Consider the following 21,819-nt stretch of genomic DNA (forward strand, 5'->3'; position numbering starts at 1 on the left):
CATAATTATGTTATTGAATATTTTTATGCGCAAATGAATGTCTGGTAAAAATGAACACCGGACGTTCCCAATCCGAAAGCGAATGTCCGCAAGGGGTAATCAGCGTTGATTGGAAGCCCGCGAAAATGATGTCCAAGGGGGCTGGAAGCAGCTATTCGCAGGGTCAATCTGCTCAGTTTTCTACGCTGTGATTGGACAATATCGTCAGCCTGCGGACCCTGCACGACGGAAAGCTTTGCGCGACGGAGTGAGCGAGCGCTCAGAGAAGCGGTCCACGCATGGCGGCAACTCAGCATGCCGGTCGGCGGCGCTGCTGGGATCCGGCACCTCGGAGCCCCGCTGTCGTGGAGCGATACTGGCGGCTTGGCCTACCAGGACCACGGCTTCGTCCAGATCTCGTTAGACGGCGGGCGGACGTGGACGAGCGCCGTGGTCTGGTCGTCCCAGTCCAACGGCTCAGCCCCGATCCGGATGAACCCCGACCTACCCGGCTTCCGATCCGCCGTGCCCCTGTTCCTCGTCTGAGGCCGCGTACGTGATGCGACGTCACGTGTCGAACACAGTCAAAGAGCCCGCTCGCTCTACGTACGAGGCCACCGCCCGGGTCAGGAACCCATAGAAATCCCATTTCGCCTCGTAATGCGTCTCATCGGCGATCACCGCGAGGACCTCCAGGCGCGTGCCGGTGAGCCTGCGCACGAGCGCGGGCGGTTGTCCCGGCTTGAGCGTTACCCACGCGACGTCAGGCTCTCGCATCGCTGCAGCGACGAAGCCGCAGGGCATGTCGCCAAACCGATCGCGCGGGGCCGCGGGCCTTGGCACGAGGGGCCCGAGCCCGGTCGCCGGACACCGCACCGACGCGCGAATTTTGGGATAGTCGGCACATCGTCGGCATTTTTGAAGGCCCGCTCCGGCGCCCCTCCGGACCGCCAGAGGCCTGAAATTCAAGAAGGGGCAAGCCGATGGCGAGCGGATCGCCATGCTACAGCGAGACCCGACAGCTGGCGGGCGACGGCAAACCAGATAGTCTGTTAAAGGACGCTGGCTAAAACGGGCAGCGGGCCTCCCTGCTCCCCGAAAAATACTTTCGGGGAGTGCAGGATTCTCCGCGTCGTGGACGGCCATCGTATCCAGAGGCAATGGATACAGGATCTGCCTGAGGTTTAACTGTCCCGCCCCTGACAGGCGCTCTCGCTATAGCCCTGGCGGGCGGCCGGGAAAGATGCCCAGTTGCGATGATTTTAGTCGGTCACTCGCGCTTTGAGGAATCTAGAAGCGGTCACGTCGTCATTAATCTGGACTGATAGGTAATCGAACCACCAGCGCCCCCACGCGGTATTTTCGCGAGAACCCGACACCATGTAGATCTTATGGCCCATATGCGAGTAACGTCGAACTTCGCTCACTCTTGGCCAGTAGAAGGTGCTCGGCAAACTGGAGTCGCCATCAATCAGATTGCGGCATTCCGGATCCAAGTATAGCCCTTTCGTGTGCCAGACGTCCTGACCCTCGTGGCAAATGCGAGCAAGCCGGAATTTGAGGTCGCGGAAGCCGCAGGGGCCGATCAGCGGGTAGCCTCCGTCTGTCGCATCCCATATCTTTGTGGACCGGTAGCGTTTGACGCGAATGGCGTTACCTGGAACGGCACGGTCAATGGCACGCATTAGTGCCACTGCGTTCGGCGCGCTGCAGATAGCAGCAACAAGATTGATTGCAGTCATAAAGGGGGCTCCTGCGTTAGATTATTGTGTATTATCAAGATCATGACGACCTGGATGCGGGCGATGACCGACTTGAGAATTCGGTCGATTATGGCGTGATCTTCGAGGAGGGGATGACCCGATCGCCCTAGGGGGGCGACCGGAGCGGGGCGCGGCAGGCTCAGAACTGGGCGTCGTCGTAGGACGCCCTGCCGCGCTGTTCGACCGGCGCCGGCGACTCGGGAGGTGCGATAGCGGGCAGCGACGGCGGCTTGCGGAGGGGCTCCGCGTCCACCATCCGCTACTCATCCTGAAGGATGCGAAGCGACGCCTCAGAATCTGTTTCTCTGTTCTCAGTCAGCATATTGTATTTGGAAATAACATTTTACTGTCATTATAATCGATCATTCCAAATATATGGTCTTGACGCCAATCATCACACGCTTGCCCAAAGCTTTGATACATTTTAATCTTTTGATGTCGCCCGGAAGATATGTATGCGATTCCATTCATTAAATTTTTTTCCTGAAGGCGTGCAAACCTGACCTCGAATATCTCGAGTTCTTCTGATGCGGTATGCGCGACGCGCCTCGAGGATAAGATTAAGCAGCCTTCAACAACGCCGGTTCTAAGGCCGATACGCCGGATTTGCTGATGCCACCCCTGGCTCACAACAATTGTATGCACAGCTTCAAATGGCCGAATATGCGAATCTGAACGACGATTAACCTCTATCGTCATCTTGTAATCTACATAGCGCCGCTTTTTTAAATCGGCACTGTAGACTAGCCAGCCTGCGCCATCGATTGCCCATCCAGGCATGATGCTCTTTGCCGCCGCTATTACAATAGATCGGGTATGCAAACGTATGCGCTCTGTAATCGAGCATGTGAGCCGATTAGCTAATTTCGCACGCTCATTAGCTCGCGGCGATCTCAATCCGCAACCATAATTCTGTTTGTAGCGATGCTGTCGGTTAAATCGGAAAGAGCGCACCGCATTTGCCAGATCCGCAAGGTGCTTCCTCCCTTCTGCCAGAGAAAGGCCTCCGCGCTCTTCCAATGAAATACTGATAAGTGCGCTATACGCATCCTTGCGCAGAACTGGCCTATTTTGATTGGCCAGATCAAGAACAATGCTGCGCGCCTTAGGCGACAGCGCTGCCATTTGCAGGGTTATAGATGTCGTCATGGTCGTGCGTCCCACGGGTTGGCAGCGCGCGAAAGCGCTGAACGATCAAACCGTGTGGCCGCAGGGCCTGTCCTGAAAAGAACGGCCTGTCAACTTACGCATTCATCACTCAGTGCGCAATAGAGCTTTTTACTCTCATCACGCGGCGGAAATGCTTTGCGCAGCTGCCACTTAGAGCCCCACGCATGGAACTCAAAGCCATGATATGTTCGTGGGATATGCCCTGCAACCGCGTAAACTACGTAGGTAGCATGCAATCTAATTAACCTTCACTGTTTGCCGGACCCTCTCGTTGCCTTCAGTCCCCTCCCCCGCCCAGGCAGCGATCCCGCCGCCGCATAAAGGGCCGGGACGATGTCGCCGCGGAGCAGGAGTTCGTATCCTACGCAGTCATTGGGAGGGAGGTAGCGATCGAACCGCCTGCATAGCGCCACCTCCAGACCTTCGAGTATGGCTTCTGCAATGCCCGCTCTTGTCCCTTAAGCTGCTACTGCGCGGAATACTCAAGCCTGGTAACATAGGATCTGGAGCCTGCACCGTCAGCCCTAGCACCCGATCTGGTCGGTGAGGCTGGACGTGCGGGTCGGCTTCAGACGCTACTTCAAGCCCCGGTACGGTGGTCGCTACGCTCGCAAGGCCGGGTGAGCACCTCGCGGTTCGGCAGGCCGGAACGACAATGCCATGGTTCGGTTGCGACCTCCTGGCCGCTTCCGCGTTATCCTTCGCTGTCGAGCGCAGGACATGGCGATGGAAGGCGAAAAGAATAACAACGACCTCTCCCGGGTCACGGAGGACATCGGCCTGCCGACCCCGCCCAGCCCCGGCCGCGTGCCCCCGCCGCATCTGCCGCCGCCCGATCCTGGCGAGGTCGATATCGACGGCGGACGTACCGCGCCTGAGCCGCCCGGGAGTGAGACGTGACTGGCCGCACAATTGCCCGGGGCGCTGCCGTGGGAGAAAGGCATCGCATGCATGACCAGCCGTCGCTTGCTCCCGGTTCATGCGGTTCGTTCGAACCCTCAGGCGAGGTTCCTACTGGTCTCCCCGGGCGCGGGGGCCGCACCGCGGTCACGGGTTCCGACCAGGCGTGAGCGACCCGTTTCGGTTCCTTCCTTCAGGCGGCGCCACGGGCGTCGAAATCCGCGCGCGCGATTGGTCCGACACCTCGCTCGGCCCACCTGAGGCGTGGTCGCCGGTCCTGAAGGCCACGCTCGCGCAAATGCTGTCATGCCCCACGGCAATGTTCCTCGCATGGGGCCCCGACCTGCTCTGCTTCTACAACGACGCCTACCGCCCGATCCTCGGCTACCGGCTGGGCACGGCCCTGGGGCGGCCCTTCCGGGAGGTCTGGGCCAGCATCTGGGAGGAGATCGCACCCCTCGTCGACGCGACGCTCGCCGGCGAGAGCCTGACCCTCACCGACATGCCGCTCGACCTCTCGCGCGACGGCACGCCCGAACGCAGCTGGTGGTCCTTCAGCTACTCGCCGGCCATCGACGAGGACGGCAGGGTCGCCGGCCTGTTCTGCGTCACCGGCGAGACCACCGCCCGCGTGCTCGGCGAGGAGGCCCTGCGGGAGAGCGAGGACCACTTCCGGCACACGGTCGAGCTGAACCCGCAAGTGCCCTGGACCTGTGACCCGGAGGGCAACATTACCTCCTACTCGAACCGCTGGCTCGAACTGACCGGCCAGGCACCGGGCGAGCCGGACGGGGCCGGCTGGATCAAGGCGCTGCATCCCGACGACGTGCCGGGGACCGTGACCGTGTTTGCGGCCTCGCTCTCCTCCGGCGAGCCCGTCGACGTCGATTACCGCATCCACGTGGCCGCCACCGGCGAGTACCGCTGGATGCGCGCCCGGGCCCGGCCGCGGCGGGACGGGTCCGGCGCCATCCTCAGCTGGTACGGCGTCGTCGAGGACGTGCACGACCGGAAGCTCGCCGAGGCGCGGTTGCGCGAGGTGAACGAGACGCTGGAAAGGCGCGTCGAGGCGGCGCTCGCCCAGCGCAAGCTCTGGGCGGACGTGTTCGAGACCACCGATGCGCTGGTCGCCGCCGTCGACCCGGACTACCGGCTGCTCGCCGTCAACCGGGCCTACGCGGACGAGTTCGAGGACATCTACGGGGTCCGCCCGAAGGTCGGCGACAGCCTGCTCGACCTGCTGTCCGGCCATCCGGAACACCGGGACGCCGCGCGGGCGGTATGGTCCCGGGCGCTGGCGGGCGAGGAGTTCACTGCCATAGGCGAGTTCGGCGACCCGACACGGCGTCGACAGTCCTACGAGCTCAAGTTCACGACGCTGCGGGACGCCTCGGGCGAACGAGTCGGCGCCTTCCAGTACGCCCAGGACGTCACGGACAGGCTCCGGGACCAAGAGCGGCTCGCCCGGGCCGAGGAAGCGTTGCGCCACGCCCAGAAGATGGAGGCGGTCGGGCAATTGACCGGCGGCGTGGCCCATGACTTCAACAACCTGCTGACCATCATCCGCTCGTCGGTCGAGTTCCTGCGCCGCCCAAACCTCGCGGAGGAGAGGCGCACCCGCTACCTGGAGGCCGTCTCGGACACGGTGGACCGCGCCGCCCGGCTGACCAGCCAGCTGCTGGCCTTCGCCCGGCGTCAGCCCCTGAAGCCGGAGGTCTTCGAGCTGTGCGAGCGCTTGCATGGTGTGGCCGACATGCTGAACGCGGTCACAGGCGCGCGCATTCGCCTCGCCGTCGAGGTGCCGGACAGGGCCTGCCACGTCCGGGCCGACCGCGCCCAGTTCGAGACCGCGCTGATCAACCTTGCGGTCAACGCCCGCGACGCGATGGACGGCGAGGGCTGGTTGACCCTGCGCCTCGCCTGCGGCGGCGCGCTGCCGGGCATTCGCGGGCACGCCGGCGCCCCTGGACCGTTCGCGGCGGTCTCGGTCGTGGACGAGGGGGTGGGCATCGCGCCCGGGCTGCTCGATAGGATCTTCGAGCCTTTCTTCACGACGAAGGAGACCGGCAAGGGCACCGGGCTCGGCCTCTCCCAAGTGATTGGCTTTGCCAAGCAATCCGGTGGCGACGTGGAGGTCACGAGCGAGGTTGGGCGCGGCACGACGTTCACCCTGTACCTCCCGGAAGTCGACCCGCCCGCTGGGAGCGGGGAGAACGTAGTGCCGGGGACGGCGGACGAGACCGAGGAGCGCGGCCTAAGCGTGCTGGTCGTGGAGGACAACCTCGACGTCGGGCGCTTCTGCACGCAGCTCCTGGAGGATCTCGGCCACGGGACGGTCTGGGCGCACAACGCCGAGGCGGCGCTCGCCGAGGTGGAGCGGACGCCGTTCCGGTTCGACGCGGTCTTCTCGGACGTGGTGATGCCGGGCATCGGCGGCGTGGCACTCGCACGGCGCCTGCGGATCAGCCATCCCGGGCTGCCGGTCATCCTGACGACCGGTTACAGTGATGTCCTGGCCCGGGACGACGCGCACGGCTTCGAGCTCGTGCGCAAGCCTTATTCGGCGGAGCAGGTCGCTCGCGCCTTGCGTGGCGTCGTCGCCCGGCGTCGTCACGCCTCCGCCTGAAAACGCGGCCCCGATCCTGACCGGCCGCGTGCGAACCGGCGCCCGGCACCGAGCGGGTGCGCGTGCCCATACCGGCCCGCCCATCTTCTGGTGACCCGTCCGATCAGGACGGTGCGGCCTCGGCGCGATGCGGCTGCGATCGGCGACGCGCCGCCGACCGCAGGGCGGCGTCCAACTGTTGAGCCGAGTACGGCTTCCGCAACAGGTCGAAGCTGTGCGCGTCGTCCTGCGCCAGCACGTGGCTGTAGCCGGACGTCAGGATGACGGGCAGCCCGGGATGCGCGCTCCGGAGGCGCGCGGCGAGTTCGAACCCGCCGATGCCCGGCATGACCACGTCCGAGAACACCGCGTCGAAGCGGCAGGGGACCGCCCCTATCTCGGCCAGAGCGGCCTCCGCCGACAGGACGAGGAGCGAGCCGTGCCCGAGGTCCTGCAGGACCTGCGCGCAGAAGCGACCGACCTCGACGTTATCCTCGGACCACCAGGATGCACAGGCCGGCGGGGTTGGAGCCCCCGTCGTCCCCGACCGCTTCCTCCTCCGCCCCGGCGACTGGCCGCTCGGCCTCGGGCTCCAGCAGGTTCGAGCGAATGGCGTAGATCTCGAAGGACCCGAGGAGGAGCGGCGCGACCACGACGATTGGCAGGAGTTGGCGGTTGATCTGCGTTGCCTCCCCGAGACCGAACACCGTGGCGGCCTACGGTCCGTGCGGTCGGGCGATGAGGACACCGACGGATAGGGCGCTCAGGGTGAGGGCGGTGACGAGCGCCATCCGCGAGAACGGGCCGCCGTCATGGAGGGCGCCGATGCCGTAGACCTAGCCCAGCACGCCCACCGTCGCGGCGACGAGGGCGGCGAGCGTCGCGGCCAGCCCGACGCGGCGGAGCGAGGGTCTCCCCGCATCCTGGAGGAGCAGGCCTGCCGCGGCGCGGAGGACGCAGGCGGCCGTGGCGAAGGACATGCCCCTGTCCGGGCCGAGCGGTCCGGAGACGAGCCGCTGCGTCCAGTCGTCGAGCCTGAAGCCGTGCGGGCCGACATATTGGAGGCTCCCGCCGAACGACACGACGGATGCAAGGCCGGCGAGCCAGCGGCCGGTGGTCCTGCTCGCTGCGTGCCGCCTCCGCCGTGTCGAGAGTAGGAGGGCGGACGATAGGAGCAGCAGGGCGAGCGCGGTCAGCGCCACCATCGGCGCCTCGCCCGGCAGGATGCTCCGTAAGACGGGCACGTCGAGCACCCAGCCGAGCATGACGGTCAGGGAGGCGACGATGCCGAGCGAGGCGGCGCTCCGCGAGATGAGTTTCGCGATGGTCGCCGGTCCCGCGGGACCGGTGGCGTGCCGGTCTTGATGTGCCTGTCCCAACGCGCCTTCCGTGTCGTTCGTGCCGATCCGCCTCGGATGAACGCGTTGGTCGGCCCTCCGTTCGGCATGACGAGTCGGCACGCCCCGCCCGTACAGAGCAAGGCGTGCACCGGACCCATCGACGACTTCGAACCTGCCTTGCCTGAAACCTTCCGGCTGTCGCGTCCGTATGGGTCGTCGAGCGCCCCTCCGAGGGCCGGCACATGACCCCTTGGCATGGCCTTCACCAGACCTGTCCATTTGCTCAAGTCCATACAGAGAAAGATATTTTATTTTTGGAACAAGCAGTGCACGAGTTCTTTCCCTCTCGGGTGTCGAACACAGGCATTCTTAGTCCAGGAGACGACGCATGAAGAATTTCATTCTGACGGTCGCGACCGCCACAATGCTTGGTGGCTTGGCCCTCGGCTCGGCCTCCGCCGCCCCGATGGGGCCGGGCGGCATGCAGGCCGGCCCGTCCGACGTCACCCAGGTCCGCATGACGCATGGCGAGCGGATGATGATGAAGAAGCGCATGATGCGGAAGCAGATGATGAAGCGCCGGATGATGAAGAAGCGGATGATGATGAACCGTATGTAAGCGGTCCCTCGGGGCGTGGCGGCAAGGGTTTCCAACCTTCCGCCACGCTATTGATGTCCAAGGAGTCGGATCTCCCGTGCCCCGCACCTACCTGACGCGCTCCGCGCCGGATCTCGGCGAGATCGAACGCCGGCGCTGGATGTTCCGGCACCCCGCCGTCATCCGGGTCACCCACTGGGTCAACGCGCTCTGCCTGCTCGTCCTGCTGATGAGCGGCTTGCAGATCTTCAACGCGCATCCCGCCTTGTACTGGGGCAAGGTCTCGACCTTCGACAGCCCGCTGCTGGCGATGGCCTCGACCGAGGACGATCCGCCGAAGGGAACCACGACGATCCTGGGGCGCACGTTCGACACCACCGGCTGGCTCGGCTCGTCCGCCGGCGCGGACGGCGAGCCCGCCGACCGCGGTTTCCCCTCATGGCTCACCCTGCCGAGCGACCAGGACCTCACCGGCGGCCGCTCCTGGCACTTCTTCTTCGCCTGGGCCTTCGTCCTGAACGGGTTCGCCTACCTGCTCTACGGCCTCTTCAGCGGGCAACTCCGGTTCCGCGTGATCCCGCAGCGCGACCAGGTCCGGCACATCGGCGCCTCGGTGTGGGAGCACCTCACCCTGCGCTTCCCACAGGGTGATGAGGCCAAGCGCTACAACGTCATCCAGAAGATGACCTACGCCGTGGTGCTGTTCGTGCTCCTGCCGGTGCAGGTGCTGGCCGGGCTTGCAATGTCGCCGGCCATGGATGCCGCCTTCCCGTTCCTACTGACCCTCTTCGACGGCCGGCAATCGGCCCGGACGGTGCACTTCGTAGTGGCGGGCCTGCTGGTGCTGTTCGTGGTCGTGCATGTCGCCCTGGTGGTGCTCTCGGGCTTCTGGAACAACATGCGCGGCATGCTGACGGGATGGTTCGTGATCGAGCGCCGGGTCGAGCCGGTCCCTGCCACTGACGGTCCGGGAGGTGCGGCATGACCCGCCCGCCCAGCCGGCGCGCCATCCTGCTTGGCGCCACCGCCGCGGCCAGCACCGCGATGCTCGGCGGTTGCGACCGCCTCGGCGAGACGGAGTGGTTTCGACGCACGCTCAAGACGGGCGAGGACGCCAACCTGTTCGTGCAGCGCCTCCTCCTGACGGACCGCGCGTTGGCCCCCGAGTTCGCCGAGGCCGACATCTCGCCGTGGTTCAAGCCGAACGGCACCGAGGACCCGCCCGACAAGGCGTACAAGGCACTCGCGAGGCGCAAGTTCGCGACCTATCGGCTGGAGGTCGGGGGTTTGGTCGAGAGCCCGCTCAAGCTCTCGCTGGCCGAGTTGCGCAAGATGCCGGCCCGCACCCAGATCACCCGCCACGACTGCGTCGAGGGCTGGAGCGCCATCGGCAAGTGGACCGGCGTGCCGTTGGCCGACCTCCTCGGCCAGGCCCGGCTCAAGCCCGAGGCACGCTACGTCGTATTCCACTGCGCCGACACCATGGACCAGGGTGACGCCGACACGGGTGCGGAGGACGACGGCGGATCGGACGGGCAGGAGGCCGGCGGCAACGCCAATCCGGCCATGAAGAAACAGGCCGGCGGGGGAGAGGACAAGCGGGATTCGGGCGGGCAGCAGGCGTCCGACGCGACCACGGCCGGCGCCGCCGAGCCGGTGCGCTACTACGAGAGCATCGACCTGGTGGACGCTTTCCACCCCCAGACCATCCTCGCCTACGATCTGAACGGACAGGCGCTCCCAGTGGCAAACGGCGCGCCCCTGCGCCTGCGGGTCGAACGCAACCTCGGCTACAAGCAGGCCAAGTACGTGATGCGGATCGAGGTGGTCGAGAGCTTCTCCGGCATCGGGGAGGGCAAGGGCGGCTACTGGGAGGACCAGGGCTACGCTTGGTACGCGGGTATCTGAGGGCTCCCTATCCATCGGCCAGGATCGAGACTGGCAGCCTGCCCGTGAAGATCATGCCGACCTGCCTCAAGGCCGTGGCGAGGGTGCCTCCGATCTGGCGGACGAACGCTTCGACGAAGCACGAGGTTTGCCCGAGGCCGGACCGCCACCGGGCTCATTTAGCCCCCGCTCGCCTCCGACAGCGGCACAACGAAGTTCTTCCACCGTGAAATCAACCCGGCCGTCCCATCGAGCTCGCGTTCGACGCTGACCGTGAGCAGGCGGGTGCCGAAACCCCGCCGCGACGGGGCCGCCATCCTCCGCCCAGTCGAGGTGCAGTCGGCGCGACCCGTACCGACCTCGAACAGTCTGTCATCATGTCGGAACGCTACAGACCAACTGGCGATAAACGTCTGGTATGTTGCGCACGGGAACTTTCACGTGGCGTCGCCTTCCGGCAGGTTCTTCAAGGTCCAACGAGCGACGGCGCCCAGGGTGAGGCCCTGGACGACGATGGTGAACAGGACCACCGCGTAGGTCGCGGCCAGCACGACGGACTTTGCGTCACTTTCAGGCAGCGACAGCGCCAGGGCTACCGAGATGCCGCCGCGTACCCCTGCCCAGGTCAGGAACGGCACGTTGCTGGGGCTGAGGTAGCCGCCCCATCGGAACGCCAGGAGCGGCGCGGACACCGCCACGAGGCGGGCAACGAGGACGATGGGTACGGCGCAGGCGGCGAGCAGGATGCCGCGTGCCTCGAAGCGCAGGACGAGCACCTCCAGGCCGATGAGCAGGAACAGCACTGAGTTCAGCACCTCATCGATCAGCGTCCAGAGGGCCTCGACATAGCCCTGCGTGCGCTCGCTCATCGCGTCGCGCGGCGCCCGGTCGCCCACCAAGAGCCCGGCCGCGACGACCGCTAGCGGACCGCTGGCGTGCAGCTTCTGGGCGAGCGCGTAGGTGCCGGCGACCAGCGCGAGGGTGATCAGCACCTCGACGGGAAAGTCGTCGATGGCTCGCATGGCCCGGTAGGCGAGGTAACCGGTCACGACGCCGAGCAACAAGCCACCGCCCGCTTCCTGGAGGAGGAGCTTCGAGACACCGCCGACGCTAGTCGCTTCGCCGCCAGCCCCGACAGCGAAGGCCACGAGCACCGTGAACAGCACGATGCCGACACCGTCGTTGAACAGGGCCTCCCCCTGCATCTCGACTTCCAGGGCCTCGGGGACCCGCACGTTCTTCAGGATGGCCAAAACCGCTACCGGATCGGTTGGGCTGATGAGGGCGCCGAACACCAGTGCCCATGCAAGGGGGACCGGCTGCCCCAGCGCCCCAGCCACGATCCAGAAGGCGGTACCGACGATGGCGGTCGAGATCACCGTGCCAGCAAGCGCCAGCGTCGCCACCGGCCCGGCCCGGTCTCGTAGGGCGCTCAGGTCCAGGCTCATCGCGCCGGCGAACAGCAGGAAGGCCAGCATGCCGTCCATCACCACCCTGGTGAAGTCGACCTGACCGAGGATGCGGGTGAGATCCTCGTAGAGGTGCTGCTCGGGGAAGGCGACGTCGAGGACGACCAGGGCGACGGAAGCGGCGAGGCCCATGACGAGCAGGCCGACGGCATGCGGCAGATGCAGCAGCTTCCGGTTGAGCCAACCGAACAGGGCCGAGAGCGTCAGCAGCAGGGCCGCAAGATCGAGGATGGAGATCACGGGAATCCCCCGGGGAAAGGCGGCATCGAGGCTGCCGCGGGCGCGCAGGGAGTCAGCGCATGTCCTTCGGCAGGTGCTTCAGCGGGTCGGTCCGGCCTCCCTGACCCTTGCCCTGAACGGAGCCTTCGGACCGCATCACGTCCGTGATCGATTGGAGCGCGCTGGGAGGCGCCACTTGGCCAGTGGCCTTGTCGCGCGGCCCACCGTCGCCCTTGACCGTCGACGTGCCCGGAGGAAGGGTCCCGGCGGTCGGCTGGTCGATGGCGCTGGCCGCCGACTGGGCACCCGCCCGACCGGCGGTGGCGATTGCCGCGCCGATGACGGCCACGGCACCGACGAGAAAGGTGGCGATGCCGCGCCCGCGGCAGACACGTCGGTGGTCGGTCATCGGTTCGCGGCACTCCCTGTCGGATGCCCGCGTCCTCGGGCCCGTCATCCTGCAAGTGCAGCGGACGGCACTTGTTCCTGACTGAACTCGACACCGCCCTTCAAGGCCGCGCGGTATCCTTGCCTCCGGACGAAAGTCTAGAGCGACCACCGAGCGGCACTTCGCGCCGGACCATCTTGCCTCGGACGATGGTCGAATTCGCCTGAACGCAATTGGGCGTCGGGCGTTGCCGAGCACGATCCGACGTTCGAGCGGACGCATCCTGGTCCAGTCACCCGAATGGTCGGGTGCCCTTGCCCAGGCTGGACCGAAGGAGCACCACCTTGCAGAAGACCATTCTCACATCGGCGTTTCTCGCAGGCCTCGGCCTGGCCGCGTCCGCCCTGCCGTCCGCGGCGCTGCCCGTAAGTGCCGCCGGTATGGCTCCTGCGGCCAATGCCGACGTGGTGCAGGTGCGCATGAACCGGCGTTACCGGATGCGGCAGGGCTCCGCCAGCCGCGGGAATGCAGCCATGCCGTCGCGTGGCGCCCGGGGGCAGCAATACGGCGGGACGAGCGGTGGCACGCGCCGCTGACAGCGTATGATGGGCGGGGCTCCTTGCCCCGCGGGTGACGACACGCCGCCGTGAGGCACCACCGCCTCCGGCGGCTTTCTCTTGGAATGGCATCAGGCATGATCTTCGCGGAAGCCCTCGAACGCCTCGAAGGGTTGGGTCGGTCGGCGGCAGCCTTGCTGCCGGGGCTCGCCGTAGCGCTGGTGCTGTTCGGGCTCGGCCTGCTCGTTGCGCGCCTGGTACGCGCCGCCGTGCGCCGTGCGGCCGCGATGCGCGACGCTTCGCCGGGCTCGGCCGCAGTGCTCGGGCGCATTGCCGGCGGCGTGACCATCCTCGTCGCGTTCCTGGTGGCCGCCTCGGTGGCCTTCCCGTCGGTCTCGGCCGCCGACCTGTTCAATCTGCTCGGGATCGGCGGCGTCGCCATCGGCTTCGCCTTCCGCGACGTGCTCCAGAACCTGCTTGCCGGTATTCTGATCCTGCTGACGCGGCCCTTCGTCATTGGCGACCAGATCCGCGCAGGCTCGCACGAGGGCACGGTCGAGGACGTCTGGGTGCGCGCCACCGTGCTGCGCACCTACGACAACCAGCGGGTGCTGATCCCGAACGCCACCCTGTTCGTCGACAAGATCACGGTCATCACCGCGCACGAGAAGCGCCGCCTCGCCTTCCCGCTGACCATCGGCAACGGCGACGACATCCGCGAGGTGCGCCGGGTCATCGTCGAGGCGCTGAAGGGCACCGAAGGCGTGCTGGCCGACCCGCCGCCCGAGGCCTTGGTCACAGGCCTGGGTGCGGCGGGCGTCGACATGACGGCAAGGCTGTGGATCGACCCGCCCCGGCGGCGGGATGCAGTCGATGCGCTCGACCATGCGATTGCCAACGTGAAGGACGCGCTCACCGCGGCCGGCATCGACCTGCCGTATCCGACCAGCCAGGTGCTGTTCCACGACCAGACCGAGGAGACCGACGGCGAGCGGGCTCGCCAGCGCGAGGGCTGGCCCGCCGGCCGGAATCCCCCGCGGGCGCGCTGGCAGGCTGCGCGAGAGCGGCAGGCGGCAGAGGAGGAGGAACGCACGTGACCAGCCGCCTCAGTCGGCGCCCTCGTCGGGGATGTTGAGGCCGGTGCCGCAGGCCTTGCAATGCACGGCGTCCGTCTCGTGCCGCTGAAGGCCGCAGGTCGGGCACGGGAAGCGCACCTTGTAGGGCCGAAACAGCACCTGGGCGAGGCGCAGGAACAGCGTCACCCCGCAGATCATCACCACGACCGAGACGAGGCGACCGCCGGTCCCTTGCAGGGTGACGTCGCCGTAGCCGGTCGTCGTCAGTGACGTGACCGTGAAGTAGAGCGCATCGACGTAATTGCCGATGGCGGGGTTGCGTCCGTGCTGCGTGGCGAAGACGATTCCGGTCATCACGAACACGAAGACCGCAAGGTTCACCGCCGCGATGATGACCTCCTCGTTACGGCGGAAGAACGGGAAGTCGGCGCGCAGGCGATCGAGCAACTGGTAGGTGCGCAGCAGCCGCAGAGTGCGCAGGATGCGCAGGAAGCCCGCGCCCTCGCCGACGATGGGCGCGAGGAACGAGGCGATGGCGGCGAGGTCGGCCCAGGTGGTCGGGCGCAAGAACTCGCGGCCTGGCCGCGGGCATATGGCGAGCCGGAACAGGAAATCAGCGGTCACCACCGCCCCTATCAGGACGTCGACCCCCTCGACCAGAGGTTCGCGGGGCATGAACGAGGAGACGACGATGAACAGGAGCGTGGCGAGATCGAAGGCGAGCAGGCCGTAGCGGAAGCGGTGGGCACGGTCGCTGTCGCCCTCGTACAGGCCCCGAAGCCTCTCGGTCAGGTGGGTCATGCGCTAGAAAACGTTTGCTCGCGGGTCTCGGAGGAGAAAGCTGTGCCGTGGACACGGCGTTGGCAACCTGAACAGGACGAGGGCCGCGAAGGTTTTCCTCGTCGATCTTGAGACGAGAAGTCCATCATCCTGACCTTGCGAGGGGTTCTGCACACGATCCAAAGCGGCGGTTGCAAACGTCCGATCAATGGTGCGCTGACGCGAACGTGCGGATGCTCCGGACGATACCGGCGTGATCGAACGGCTTGTCGTGGAACACGCCTCGAGCCGGAATGTTCGCCAACTCCGGCTTCACCGCACCAGTCAGGATCAATTCGATTGGCGGCCAACGGTCCCGGATCATGGCGGCGAGCTTCAACCCCATCACTGACCCGCGTACGTCGAGATCCGCCATCACCACGCGAATGTCCGTGCGCTCTTCCAGAATGCGAATGGCCTTGGCAGCTGTCGTTGCCTCGACGACCTCACAGCCGGCTTCCTCGATCAGGTCCGAGAGGACCATCATCAGGATCGGTTCATCCTCGATGAGGAGCACAATCGACCGCCGCTCGTTGCCCTGGGATGTCATGGATTCCTCTGGAGGGAACCCGTCACCGCCCGGATCACGACGCTGTCACCTGCGACATGGGCGCGCCAAATTTCGCATCGAAGCCCAATGAGCTGTAACTCAGCTGGGTGTCGCGGGTTCCCACCAATCCGAGCTGGATCAGCCGCGCCCCGAAACCGCGCCGCAAGGGGGCCTGGGCAGGCGGGCCGCCGCGCTCCTGCCAACTCAACACGACGGTTCTCTCGTCGTCATCCTCGACTTGCCACGTCACGCCCACCTCGCCTTCCTGGTTCGAGAGCGCGCCGTACTTCACGGCATTGGTGGTCAGCTCGTGCAGCAGCAACGACAGTGACAACGTCGCCTGCGGCGCCAGCGCAATGTTTTGTCCCTGGATCCGGAAACGCTCCAGAGGAGCTTGAAGGGCCAGCACGCGCTCAACGACGGCGCGGATCGGCGCGGCCGCCCAGCTGTCCTGCAGGAGCACGTCGTGCGCCTGAGACAGCGCGATCAGCCGCTGCGTGAAGGCCTGGACGGGGCCCTGATCCGGCACGCCGCGCAAGGTCTGACCGGCGATGCCCTGCACCATCGACAAGGTGTTCTTGAGCCGATGCGACAGTTCACCGTTCAGCAGCGCTTGCTGCGCCTCCGCCTGCACGCGCGCCACGGCTACCTGGATCCGATCGGACACGGCCCTTACAAAGTCCAGTTCCTCGGCCGAGAACGCGCCGGGACGATCCGAGTGGATGAAGCCGACCCCAACGAGGCGCCCGCGCTCCATGACTGGTACGTTGATCAGCGTCCGCGCGCCGATCGCGAGTAACGCCGAGGCCCTCTCCCGAGTACGCGGGTCGCACTCCGTATCCGCAATCATGACTGTTGCGCCGCGCCGTAGCTCCTCGATGTAGGAGCCGTAAGTGCGGAAGTCATGCAGGCCTGCGACCGAGGCAACTCCCGGAATGCACCAGTCGGTTGGAACGTCGACAGTCTCGCGTTTAGCATCGACCAGTCCGTAACCGGCGCGCGTCGCGCCGAGCACCCGCGCGACGATCCCGGCCGCCGCGTGGACGATGTCGGACACGGTGCCGAGGTCGCGTAGCTGGTCGCCCACCTCGACCAGAGCTGCCTGCCGTGCTTCGGCGCTTCGGCGGGCGGTCACGTCGCTTGCCGCCCCGAACCACTCGATGATCTCGCCGCGCTCGTCAAAGAGGGGGACGGCGCGTGAAAGCGTCCAGCCGAAGCTCCCATCGGCGCGGCGAACGCGGTGCTCGAGCTCGAACGTGCCCTTGCGCCGGATCGCGTCTTCGATTGCTGCCATCACCTCCGGACGGTCGGCGGGATCGATGTAGGAATCGAGCCAGCGCACGCTTGGCACAACCGTGTCGGCGAGGAAGCCATGCCCGTCGAGCTGACGCATCTCCTGCCAGTCCGGGCTCATGCGATAGATCGACTGCGCACCCGCAGTCACGAGCGCTCTCAGGCGGTTCTCGCTCGCAGCCAGCGCAGCCTGGGCGGCGCGTCGCTCCTCGATATCGAGCAGGACGCCGGGGAAGCTCAGCGGCGTACCGTCCTCCGCCTTGTCGACCCGGCCGTTAGCCTCGATCCAATAGTAGCGCCCGTCAGTGCGCCGCACCCGATACTGATGAGCGTAGGCGCCACCACGCAGGATAGTGGTGGTGATGGCGGCCGATAGCCCGGCTTTGTCGTCGGGATGCACTGTGGCGACGATCTGGGCAAGGGGAATACCTACGCGGCCCAGCGCCGGGTCGAGCCCGAAGCTTTGGGCGAAGGCCTCGTCGATGGTGAAGCGGTCCGAGGGGATGTCCCAGTTCCAGGTGCCGATGATCGCCCCGGCCGCGAGCGCCAGCTGGACGCGCTGGACGTTCTCACGGGCCGAGGCTTCGCTAGCGCGCAACGCGTCCTGCACCTTGCGACGCTCGGTGACGTCCCTGACGGTGCCGAACATGCCGACAACGACCCCGTGCTCGTCGCGGGTAAAGCTTGCACGCCGTGCGATCCAGCGGAGTTCACCGTCGTCCGCGCGATGGATGCGGTACTCGACGTCTAGCACTGCGCTACCATCCTCGCGGCTCTCGTCGCTGGAGCGCACGCCGGCGTCCTCAGGCAGCACCAGCGCCTCGAAGATTGCGGCCGAGTAGAGGGGGGCGACCGGTACACCGTAGAGGCGGCAGAACTCGGCCGAGACTTGCATCATGTCGGAGGCGACGATCAGCTCGAACGTGCCGACGCCACCGGCTTCCTGAGCGAAGCGCGAGCGTTGGTCGCTGATGCGGAGGGAGACGTTCTGCGCCTCGCTCACCGCGGCACGCGCGAGTGCAGAGGCCTGCGCCTCCCCCTTCTGGACCGCCTCGGCCCTTTCGCGGGCCATCGATCGTCGCGCCTCAAGCAGGAGGACCACTTGGCGACCCAAGGCGCGCAGGTCGTCGCTCTGCTCCGGGGTCAACCCCGCAGGACGGGGAGCGGTATCGATGACGCACAGTGCGCCGACGACCGCACCGCCTGTCAGGCGCAGGGGCGCTCCGGCGTAGAAGCGGATGTGGGGTTTGCCTGTAACGAGAGGGTTCGATGCCGTGCGCGGGTCAGCGGCGAGGTCTGGAATGATGAGAAGATCTGGCTCGGCGAGCGCGAACTTGCAGACCGAGCGGTCGAGGTCGGTCTCACAGCGCGGGAAGCCGATATTGGCCTTGAACCACTGGCGGTCGATGGAGACGAGGCTGACGAGGGCGACCGGTGCGGCACAAAGGCGGGTGGCGAGACGCACGACGTCGTCGAAACCAGCCTCTGCAGCCGTGTCGAGGACGGCGAGCGCATTCAGAGCGGAGAGGCGTGAGTTGTCGCCGACGGTGGTGAAGGGTGGACGGTTGTGCATTCCGGATGGCCGATGGTGTCCAACGGCACCCTGAATGCTTGTTTCGCAGACGGTACAGATGCCTGAGTGGCCGTTCGCCTACGATAGCCTCACAATGGGCCGGTTTCCACCCTCCGCGACCATTCACACGGTCAAGCTGTTTGGATTTTGAGCCCGGCGGCGCAGGTTGTGCCAGCCGCGCTTCGGTGCGATAGCCCGCGCGAGGGTGCGCGGTCCATCGGTCGGACCGGCAGGACGAGCGCTGGTCGGGCCGCCAGCGCCGGAGACCCGTGCCCGTGCCATCCTCCTCGCATGCCGTTCCGCGGCCTCGCCGCCGTCCCTTGTCGGCCTTGCGCGACATGCTCGTCAGCGAGGCCGGCGGCGGGCTCGTCCTGATGGCGAGCGCGACGCTCGCGCTCGTAGTGGCGAACTCCCCGCTGGCGGACACCTACTTCTCCGCGCTCAAGGCCTATCTCGGCCCGCTCTCGGTGCTGCACTGGATCAACGACGCCCTGATGGCGGTGTTCTTCCTGCTCGTCGGGCTGGAGATCAAGCGCGAGGTGCTCGATGGGCGCCTGCGCACCTGGCCCGATCGGGTGCTGCCGGGATTGGCCGCCCTGGGCGGGATGGCCGCCCCGGCCTTCGTCTACGTCGCCGTGAACTGGTCCTCGCCCGAGACGCTGCGAGGGTGGGCGATCCCGGCGGCCACCGACATCGCCTTCGCGCTCGGCGTGCTGGCGCTGCTGGGCTCGCGGGTCCCGGTCTCCCTCAAGGTGTTCCTGACGGCGCTCGCCATCATCGACGACCTCGGCGCGGTGCTAATCATCGCGGTGTTCTACACCGCCGACCTGTCGCTTCCGATGCTGGGCGGGGCTGCGGCGACGTTCGCGGTGCTGTACGGGCTGAACAAGGCCGGCGTGGCCAGGCTCTGGCCCTACCTGCTGCTCGGCGCCGTGCTCTGGTTCTTCGTGCTGAAGTCGGGCGTGCATGCGACGGTGGCCGGGGTGCTGCTCGCCATGACAATTCCGTTGCGGCTGAGCGCGGGCAAGCCGGACGACCCGACCTCGCCGCTGCATATCCTCGAACACGCGGTCCATCCCTGGTCGGCCTACCTGATCTTGCCGGTCTTCGGCTTCGCCAACGCGGGCGTGTCGCTCGTTGGGTTCACCCCGCCCATGCTGCTCGATCCAGTGACGCTCGGGGTGGCCCTCGGCCTGTTCGTCGGCAAGCAGGCCGGCGTGTTCGGCCTCGTGCTGGCCGCGGTGCGGCTCGGGCTGGCGCAGCGTCCGGCCCACGCGACATGGGCGCAGGTCTACGGGGTCTCGCTGCTCTGCGGGGTCGGCTTCACCATGAGCCTGTTCATCGGCCTGCTCGCCTTCGCGGACGCGCCGGCCCTGGAGGCCGAGGTCAAGATCGGCGTTCTCGCCGGCTCGGTCGCCTGCATGATCGCCGGGGCGCTCGTCCTCCTGGTCGCAGCCCCGCGGGAACATCGTGCGCGGCGGGCGCTTGCCTGAGCCGGCACGCCGCGGCTGGCCGGGGGACCGGGGGCTGCCCCGTGCCAAGGCGACAGGGAGGGGGTAGCCGGTGAGAGCGAGGGTGCGGGCCTGGATCGAGTTCCTGGGCGACCAGTTCTGGCTGCGGCCGGCGCTGGTCGTGCTCGCCTGCATCGGCCTGGCGCAGGCCGCGATCTGGCTGGAGACCGCCCGCATCGCCGGCTACGACCCCTCCTCCCCGGACGCGAACTGGGGCTGGGCCGGCGGCGCCGAGGGGGCCCGGGCCCTGCTCAGCGCGGTGGCATCGTCCACCATCGGCGTGGCGGGCACCACCTTCTCCATCACCATCGCGGCACTGACCCTGGCCTCGAACCAGATGGGGCCGCGGCTTCTGCGCAACTTCGTGCGCGACGCCCGCAACCAGCTCGTGCTCGGCGCCTTCCTCGGCACCTTCGCCTACGCGCTGATGGTGCTGCGCACGGTGCGCACCGTCCAGGAGGAAACCTTCGTCCCGCACCTCGCCATCTCGGGCGCCGTGCTGCTGGCGCTGGTCTGCCTCGGGACGCTGGTCTGGTTCGTCCACCACGTCGCCACCAGCATCAACGTCGAGACGGTGGTCGACGCCGTCCATCGCGACCTCTGCAAGGCGGTCGAGGCACGGACCCGCGACGAGGCCGATATCCAGCCGCCGGTGGGGGCACCGCGCGGCGCCCCGGTCGCGCCGGCGGAGGGCGGATACCTGCAGGCGGTCGATACGGAGGGGCTCGCCGACTGGGCGCACGAGCACCGCATCGTCCTCGCCCTGCGGGTGAGGCCGGGCGATTTCGTGCCGAGGGGATTCCCGGTCGTCGTGCCGTCCGCGGCCGTCGAGGACACCGGCGATGCGGTGGCCCGCTCGCTCACCTTCGGACGCCGCCCGGCGGCGCTGCAGGACCTGGAATACTCGGTGCGGCAGCTCGTCGAGATCGCGGTGCGGGCGCTGTCGCCCGGCATCAACGACCCGATGACGGCGGGGAGCGTGCTCGACCATCTGGGGGACGCCCTGTGCCGCATCGCCCCGCGCCACCTGCCCACGGGCGCCGTCGCCCGCAAGGGCCGCGTCGTGCTCGTCCATCCGGTGACCGATTACGACGGGCTGTGCGACGCGATGTTCCACATGATCCGCCAGAACGCCGCCGGGTCGGTGCACGTACTCGCCCGGATGCTCGACGTGCTGGCCCGGGTCGCGGAGGTCGAGCGGCTGACCTCGCGCCTGTCGGAGCTCGGACGCCATGCCGACCTCGTGCTCGCCGCCGCGCGGCGGGACGTCTCCGACCCGAGCGACCTCGCCGACCTGGAGGAGCGGCACGCCCGCTTCGTCCGGGTGCGCGCCGGGACCGGACCGGGATGATCCTCAAGGACCACGACGAAGCTCGCTCCAGCCTTCGCCGGGCGGGGTGCCGGAGGGCCGACCCCGGCGCCACCAGGGAATGAGGGTATCGCTACCGCAAGGCGAGCGCGTCGAACCAGCCATGCGCGGCGCCGTAGCGGATGATCTCGGCCCGGGTCTTCAGCCCGAGCTTCTCGGCGGCCCGCGCCTTGTAGGTCTCGACCGACTTCACGCTGACGTCGATGCGTCGCGCGATCTCCTTGTTGCTGAACCCTTGTGCGATCAGCCGCAGGGTCTCGGTCTCGCGCGGGCTCAGCGGCTCGCGCCCCTCCGCCGTGCCCGGGCGCCCGTCCGCCCCGGAGGGCTCCGCCAGGGCATGGCCGGCGATCGCGGGATCGAGGTAGACGCCCCCGGAGGCCACGGCCCGAACCGCGCGGAGCAGGTCGTCCGCCGCGGAGCGCTTGAGCAGGTAGCCTCGCGCCCCGGCCTTCATCAGCGGCTGCACGTAGGCGGCGTCCTCGTGGACCGTCAGCACCAGCACCCGGGTCCCCGGGCACTCGCCCGTCACCCGCTCCGTCAGTTCGAGGCCGTTCAGGCCGGGCATCGAGACGTCGACCACGGCGATGTCGGGTGCGAGGGCACGGATCATCGGCAGCGCCTCGCCGCCGTCGGTGGCCTCGCCGACGAGCTCGATCTCCGGATCGGCGTTCAGGAGCGCACGGATGCCCGCGAGGACCACGGGATGGTCGTCGGCCAGGACGACGCGGATACGGTCCATGATGGCTTCTCCCG

The 21,819-nt window shown here is 67.2% G+C and carries 22 protein-coding genes; 10 read left to right on the top strand and 12 right to left on the bottom strand.

Going from position 1 to position 21,819, the window contains the following annotated elements:
* Nucleotides 1-363: 363 nt before the first annotated feature.
* Entirely contained in the window at nucleotides 364-525 is a 162-nt protein-coding gene (locus tag ABZT49_RS19780) for a hypothetical protein (RefSeq protein ID WP_203155233.1), read from the top strand.
* Nucleotides 526-546: 21 nt separating this feature from the next.
* Here ABZT49_RS19780 and ABZT49_RS19785 read toward each other — a convergent pair whose 3' ends face one another.
* The 3 genes from ABZT49_RS19785 to ABZT49_RS19795 all read right to left on the bottom strand — a co-directional run bounded on the left by ABZT49_RS19785 (nucleotide 547) and on the right by ABZT49_RS19795 (nucleotide 2,891).
* Complete coding sequence (locus ABZT49_RS19785) at nucleotides 547-783, bottom strand: hypothetical protein (protein WP_203155234.1); 237 nt, start codon at nucleotides 781-783, stop codon at nucleotides 547-549.
* 458 nt (nucleotides 784-1,241) lie between these two features.
* Nucleotides 1,242-1,721: a hypothetical protein gene (locus ABZT49_RS19790; RefSeq protein ID WP_203155235.1), complete on the bottom strand. Its 480-nt coding sequence runs from the start codon at nucleotides 1,719-1,721 to the stop codon at nucleotides 1,242-1,244.
* A 336-nt stretch (nucleotides 1,722-2,057) separates the two neighbouring features.
* Nucleotides 2,058-2,891 (bottom strand): hypothetical protein, encoded by an 834-nt coding sequence (locus ABZT49_RS19795; protein WP_355288254.1) that lies wholly within the window; start codon nucleotides 2,889-2,891, stop codon nucleotides 2,058-2,060.
* A 741-nt stretch (nucleotides 2,892-3,632) separates the two neighbouring features.
* Here ABZT49_RS19795 and ABZT49_RS19800 point away from each other — a divergent pair.
* Together ABZT49_RS19800 and ABZT49_RS19805 are read left to right on the top strand one after the other, a co-directional pair.
* Complete coding sequence (locus tag ABZT49_RS19800; protein ID WP_355288255.1) at nucleotides 3,633-3,812, top strand: hypothetical protein; 180 nt, start codon at nucleotides 3,633-3,635, stop codon at nucleotides 3,810-3,812.
* A gap of 319 nt (nucleotides 3,813-4,131) precedes the next feature.
* Complete coding sequence (locus ABZT49_RS19805; RefSeq protein ID WP_355288257.1) at nucleotides 4,132-6,438, top strand: PAS domain-containing protein; 2,307 nt, start codon at nucleotides 4,132-4,134, stop codon at nucleotides 6,436-6,438.
* A gap of 103 nt (nucleotides 6,439-6,541) precedes the next feature.
* Here the strand turns inward: ABZT49_RS19805 and ABZT49_RS19810 are convergent, their stop codons facing one another.
* The 3 genes from ABZT49_RS19810 to ABZT49_RS19820 all read right to left on the bottom strand — a co-directional run bounded on the left by ABZT49_RS19810 (nucleotide 6,542) and on the right by ABZT49_RS19820 (nucleotide 7,796).
* Nucleotides 6,542-6,874 (bottom strand): response regulator, encoded by a 333-nt coding sequence (locus ABZT49_RS19810; protein WP_355288301.1) that lies wholly within the window; start codon nucleotides 6,872-6,874, stop codon nucleotides 6,542-6,544.
* Nucleotides 6,875-6,905: 31 nt separating this feature from the next.
* The gene (locus ABZT49_RS19815) at nucleotides 6,906-7,124 is read right to left on the bottom strand and encodes a hypothetical protein (RefSeq protein ID WP_355288302.1); all 219 of its coding nucleotides are present in this window, start codon (nucleotides 7,122-7,124) and stop codon (nucleotides 6,906-6,908) included.
* 129 nt (nucleotides 7,125-7,253) lie between these two features.
* Entirely contained in the window at nucleotides 7,254-7,796 is a 543-nt protein-coding gene (locus ABZT49_RS19820) for an LPXTG cell wall anchor domain-containing protein (protein ID WP_355288259.1), read from the bottom strand.
* Nucleotides 7,797-8,145: 349 nt separating this feature from the next.
* On the opposite strand from ABZT49_RS19820, the gene ABZT49_RS19825 reads away from it, so the two are divergent.
* The 3 genes from ABZT49_RS19825 (at nucleotide 8,146) to ABZT49_RS19835 (ending at nucleotide 10,263) form a co-directional block, all read left to right on the top strand.
* Nucleotides 8,146-8,376 carry a hypothetical protein gene (locus ABZT49_RS19825; protein WP_355288261.1) on the top strand — a complete coding sequence of 77 codons (231 nt, stop codon included), beginning with the start codon at nucleotides 8,146-8,148 and terminating at the stop codon, nucleotides 8,374-8,376.
* A gap of 139 nt (nucleotides 8,377-8,515) precedes the next feature.
* A complete protein-coding gene (locus tag ABZT49_RS19830) occupies nucleotides 8,516-9,340 on the top strand; it encodes a cytochrome b/b6 domain-containing protein (protein ID WP_407943534.1) in 825 nt (274 codons plus the stop codon).
* Nucleotides 9,337-10,263 (top strand): molybdopterin-binding protein, encoded by a 927-nt coding sequence (locus tag ABZT49_RS19835; protein ID WP_355288265.1) that lies wholly within the window; start codon nucleotides 9,337-9,339, stop codon nucleotides 10,261-10,263. Before ABZT49_RS19830 ends, ABZT49_RS19835 begins: the two co-directional genes overlap by 4 nt.
* Before the next feature lie 416 nt (nucleotides 10,264-10,679).
* On the opposite strand, the gene ABZT49_RS19840 is transcribed toward ABZT49_RS19835, so the two are convergent.
* Nucleotides 10,680-11,951: a sodium:proton antiporter gene (locus ABZT49_RS19840; protein WP_355288267.1), complete on the bottom strand. Its 1,272-nt coding sequence runs from the start codon at nucleotides 11,949-11,951 to the stop codon at nucleotides 10,680-10,682.
* Nucleotides 11,952-12,003: 52 nt separating this feature from the next.
* Nucleotides 12,004-12,339: a hypothetical protein gene (locus ABZT49_RS19845; protein WP_355288269.1), complete on the bottom strand. Its 336-nt coding sequence runs from the start codon at nucleotides 12,337-12,339 to the stop codon at nucleotides 12,004-12,006.
* 323 nt (nucleotides 12,340-12,662) lie between these two features.
* Here ABZT49_RS19845 and ABZT49_RS19850 point away from each other — a divergent pair, with 323 nt between their 5' ends.
* A complete protein-coding gene (locus tag ABZT49_RS19850; RefSeq protein WP_355288270.1) occupies nucleotides 12,663-12,914 on the top strand; it encodes a hypothetical protein in 252 nt (83 codons plus the stop codon).
* Between the two features lie 50 nt (nucleotides 12,915-12,964).
* The gene (locus ABZT49_RS19855; protein ID WP_355288272.1) at nucleotides 12,965-13,972 is read left to right on the top strand and encodes a mechanosensitive ion channel family protein; all 1,008 of its coding nucleotides are present in this window, start codon (nucleotides 12,965-12,967) and stop codon (nucleotides 13,970-13,972) included.
* A gap of 9 nt (nucleotides 13,973-13,981) precedes the next feature.
* On the opposite strand, the gene ABZT49_RS19860 is transcribed toward ABZT49_RS19855, so the two are convergent.
* The 3 genes from ABZT49_RS19860 to ABZT49_RS19870 all read right to left on the bottom strand — a co-directional run bounded on the left by ABZT49_RS19860 (nucleotide 13,982) and on the right by ABZT49_RS19870 (nucleotide 18,186).
* Nucleotides 13,982-14,752 (bottom strand): potassium channel family protein, encoded by a 771-nt coding sequence (locus ABZT49_RS19860; RefSeq protein ID WP_355288274.1) that lies wholly within the window; start codon nucleotides 14,750-14,752, stop codon nucleotides 13,982-13,984.
* 184 nt (nucleotides 14,753-14,936) lie between these two features.
* Nucleotides 14,937-15,320: a response regulator gene (locus ABZT49_RS19865; RefSeq protein ID WP_355288276.1), complete on the bottom strand. Its 384-nt coding sequence runs from the start codon at nucleotides 15,318-15,320 to the stop codon at nucleotides 14,937-14,939.
* A gap of 34 nt (nucleotides 15,321-15,354) precedes the next feature.
* Nucleotides 15,355-18,186 carry a PAS domain-containing protein gene (locus ABZT49_RS19870; protein WP_355288278.1) on the bottom strand — a complete coding sequence of 944 codons (2,832 nt, stop codon included), beginning with the start codon at nucleotides 18,184-18,186 and terminating at the stop codon, nucleotides 15,355-15,357.
* A 275-nt stretch (nucleotides 18,187-18,461) separates the two neighbouring features.
* Between ABZT49_RS19870 and nhaA the strand changes: the two genes are divergently transcribed.
* The gene (gene nhaA / locus ABZT49_RS19875) at nucleotides 18,462-19,679 is read left to right on the top strand and encodes a Na+/H+ antiporter NhaA (protein WP_355288280.1); all 1,218 of its coding nucleotides are present in this window, start codon (nucleotides 18,462-18,464) and stop codon (nucleotides 19,677-19,679) included.
* A gap of 70 nt (nucleotides 19,680-19,749) precedes the next feature.
* The gene (locus ABZT49_RS19880) at nucleotides 19,750-21,048 is read left to right on the top strand and encodes a DUF2254 domain-containing protein (protein ID WP_355288282.1); all 1,299 of its coding nucleotides are present in this window, start codon (nucleotides 19,750-19,752) and stop codon (nucleotides 21,046-21,048) included.
* 91 nt (nucleotides 21,049-21,139) lie between these two features.
* Here ABZT49_RS19880 and ABZT49_RS19885 read toward each other — a convergent pair whose 3' ends face one another.
* Nucleotides 21,140-21,805 (bottom strand): response regulator transcription factor, encoded by a 666-nt coding sequence (locus ABZT49_RS19885; RefSeq protein WP_355288284.1) that lies wholly within the window; start codon nucleotides 21,803-21,805, stop codon nucleotides 21,140-21,142.
* Between the last annotated feature and the right edge of the window lie 14 nt (nucleotides 21,806-21,819).

This window comes from Methylobacterium sp. EM32, from assembly GCF_040593685.1.
Taxonomy (GTDB): Bacteria; Pseudomonadota; Alphaproteobacteria; order Rhizobiales; family Beijerinckiaceae; genus Methylobacterium.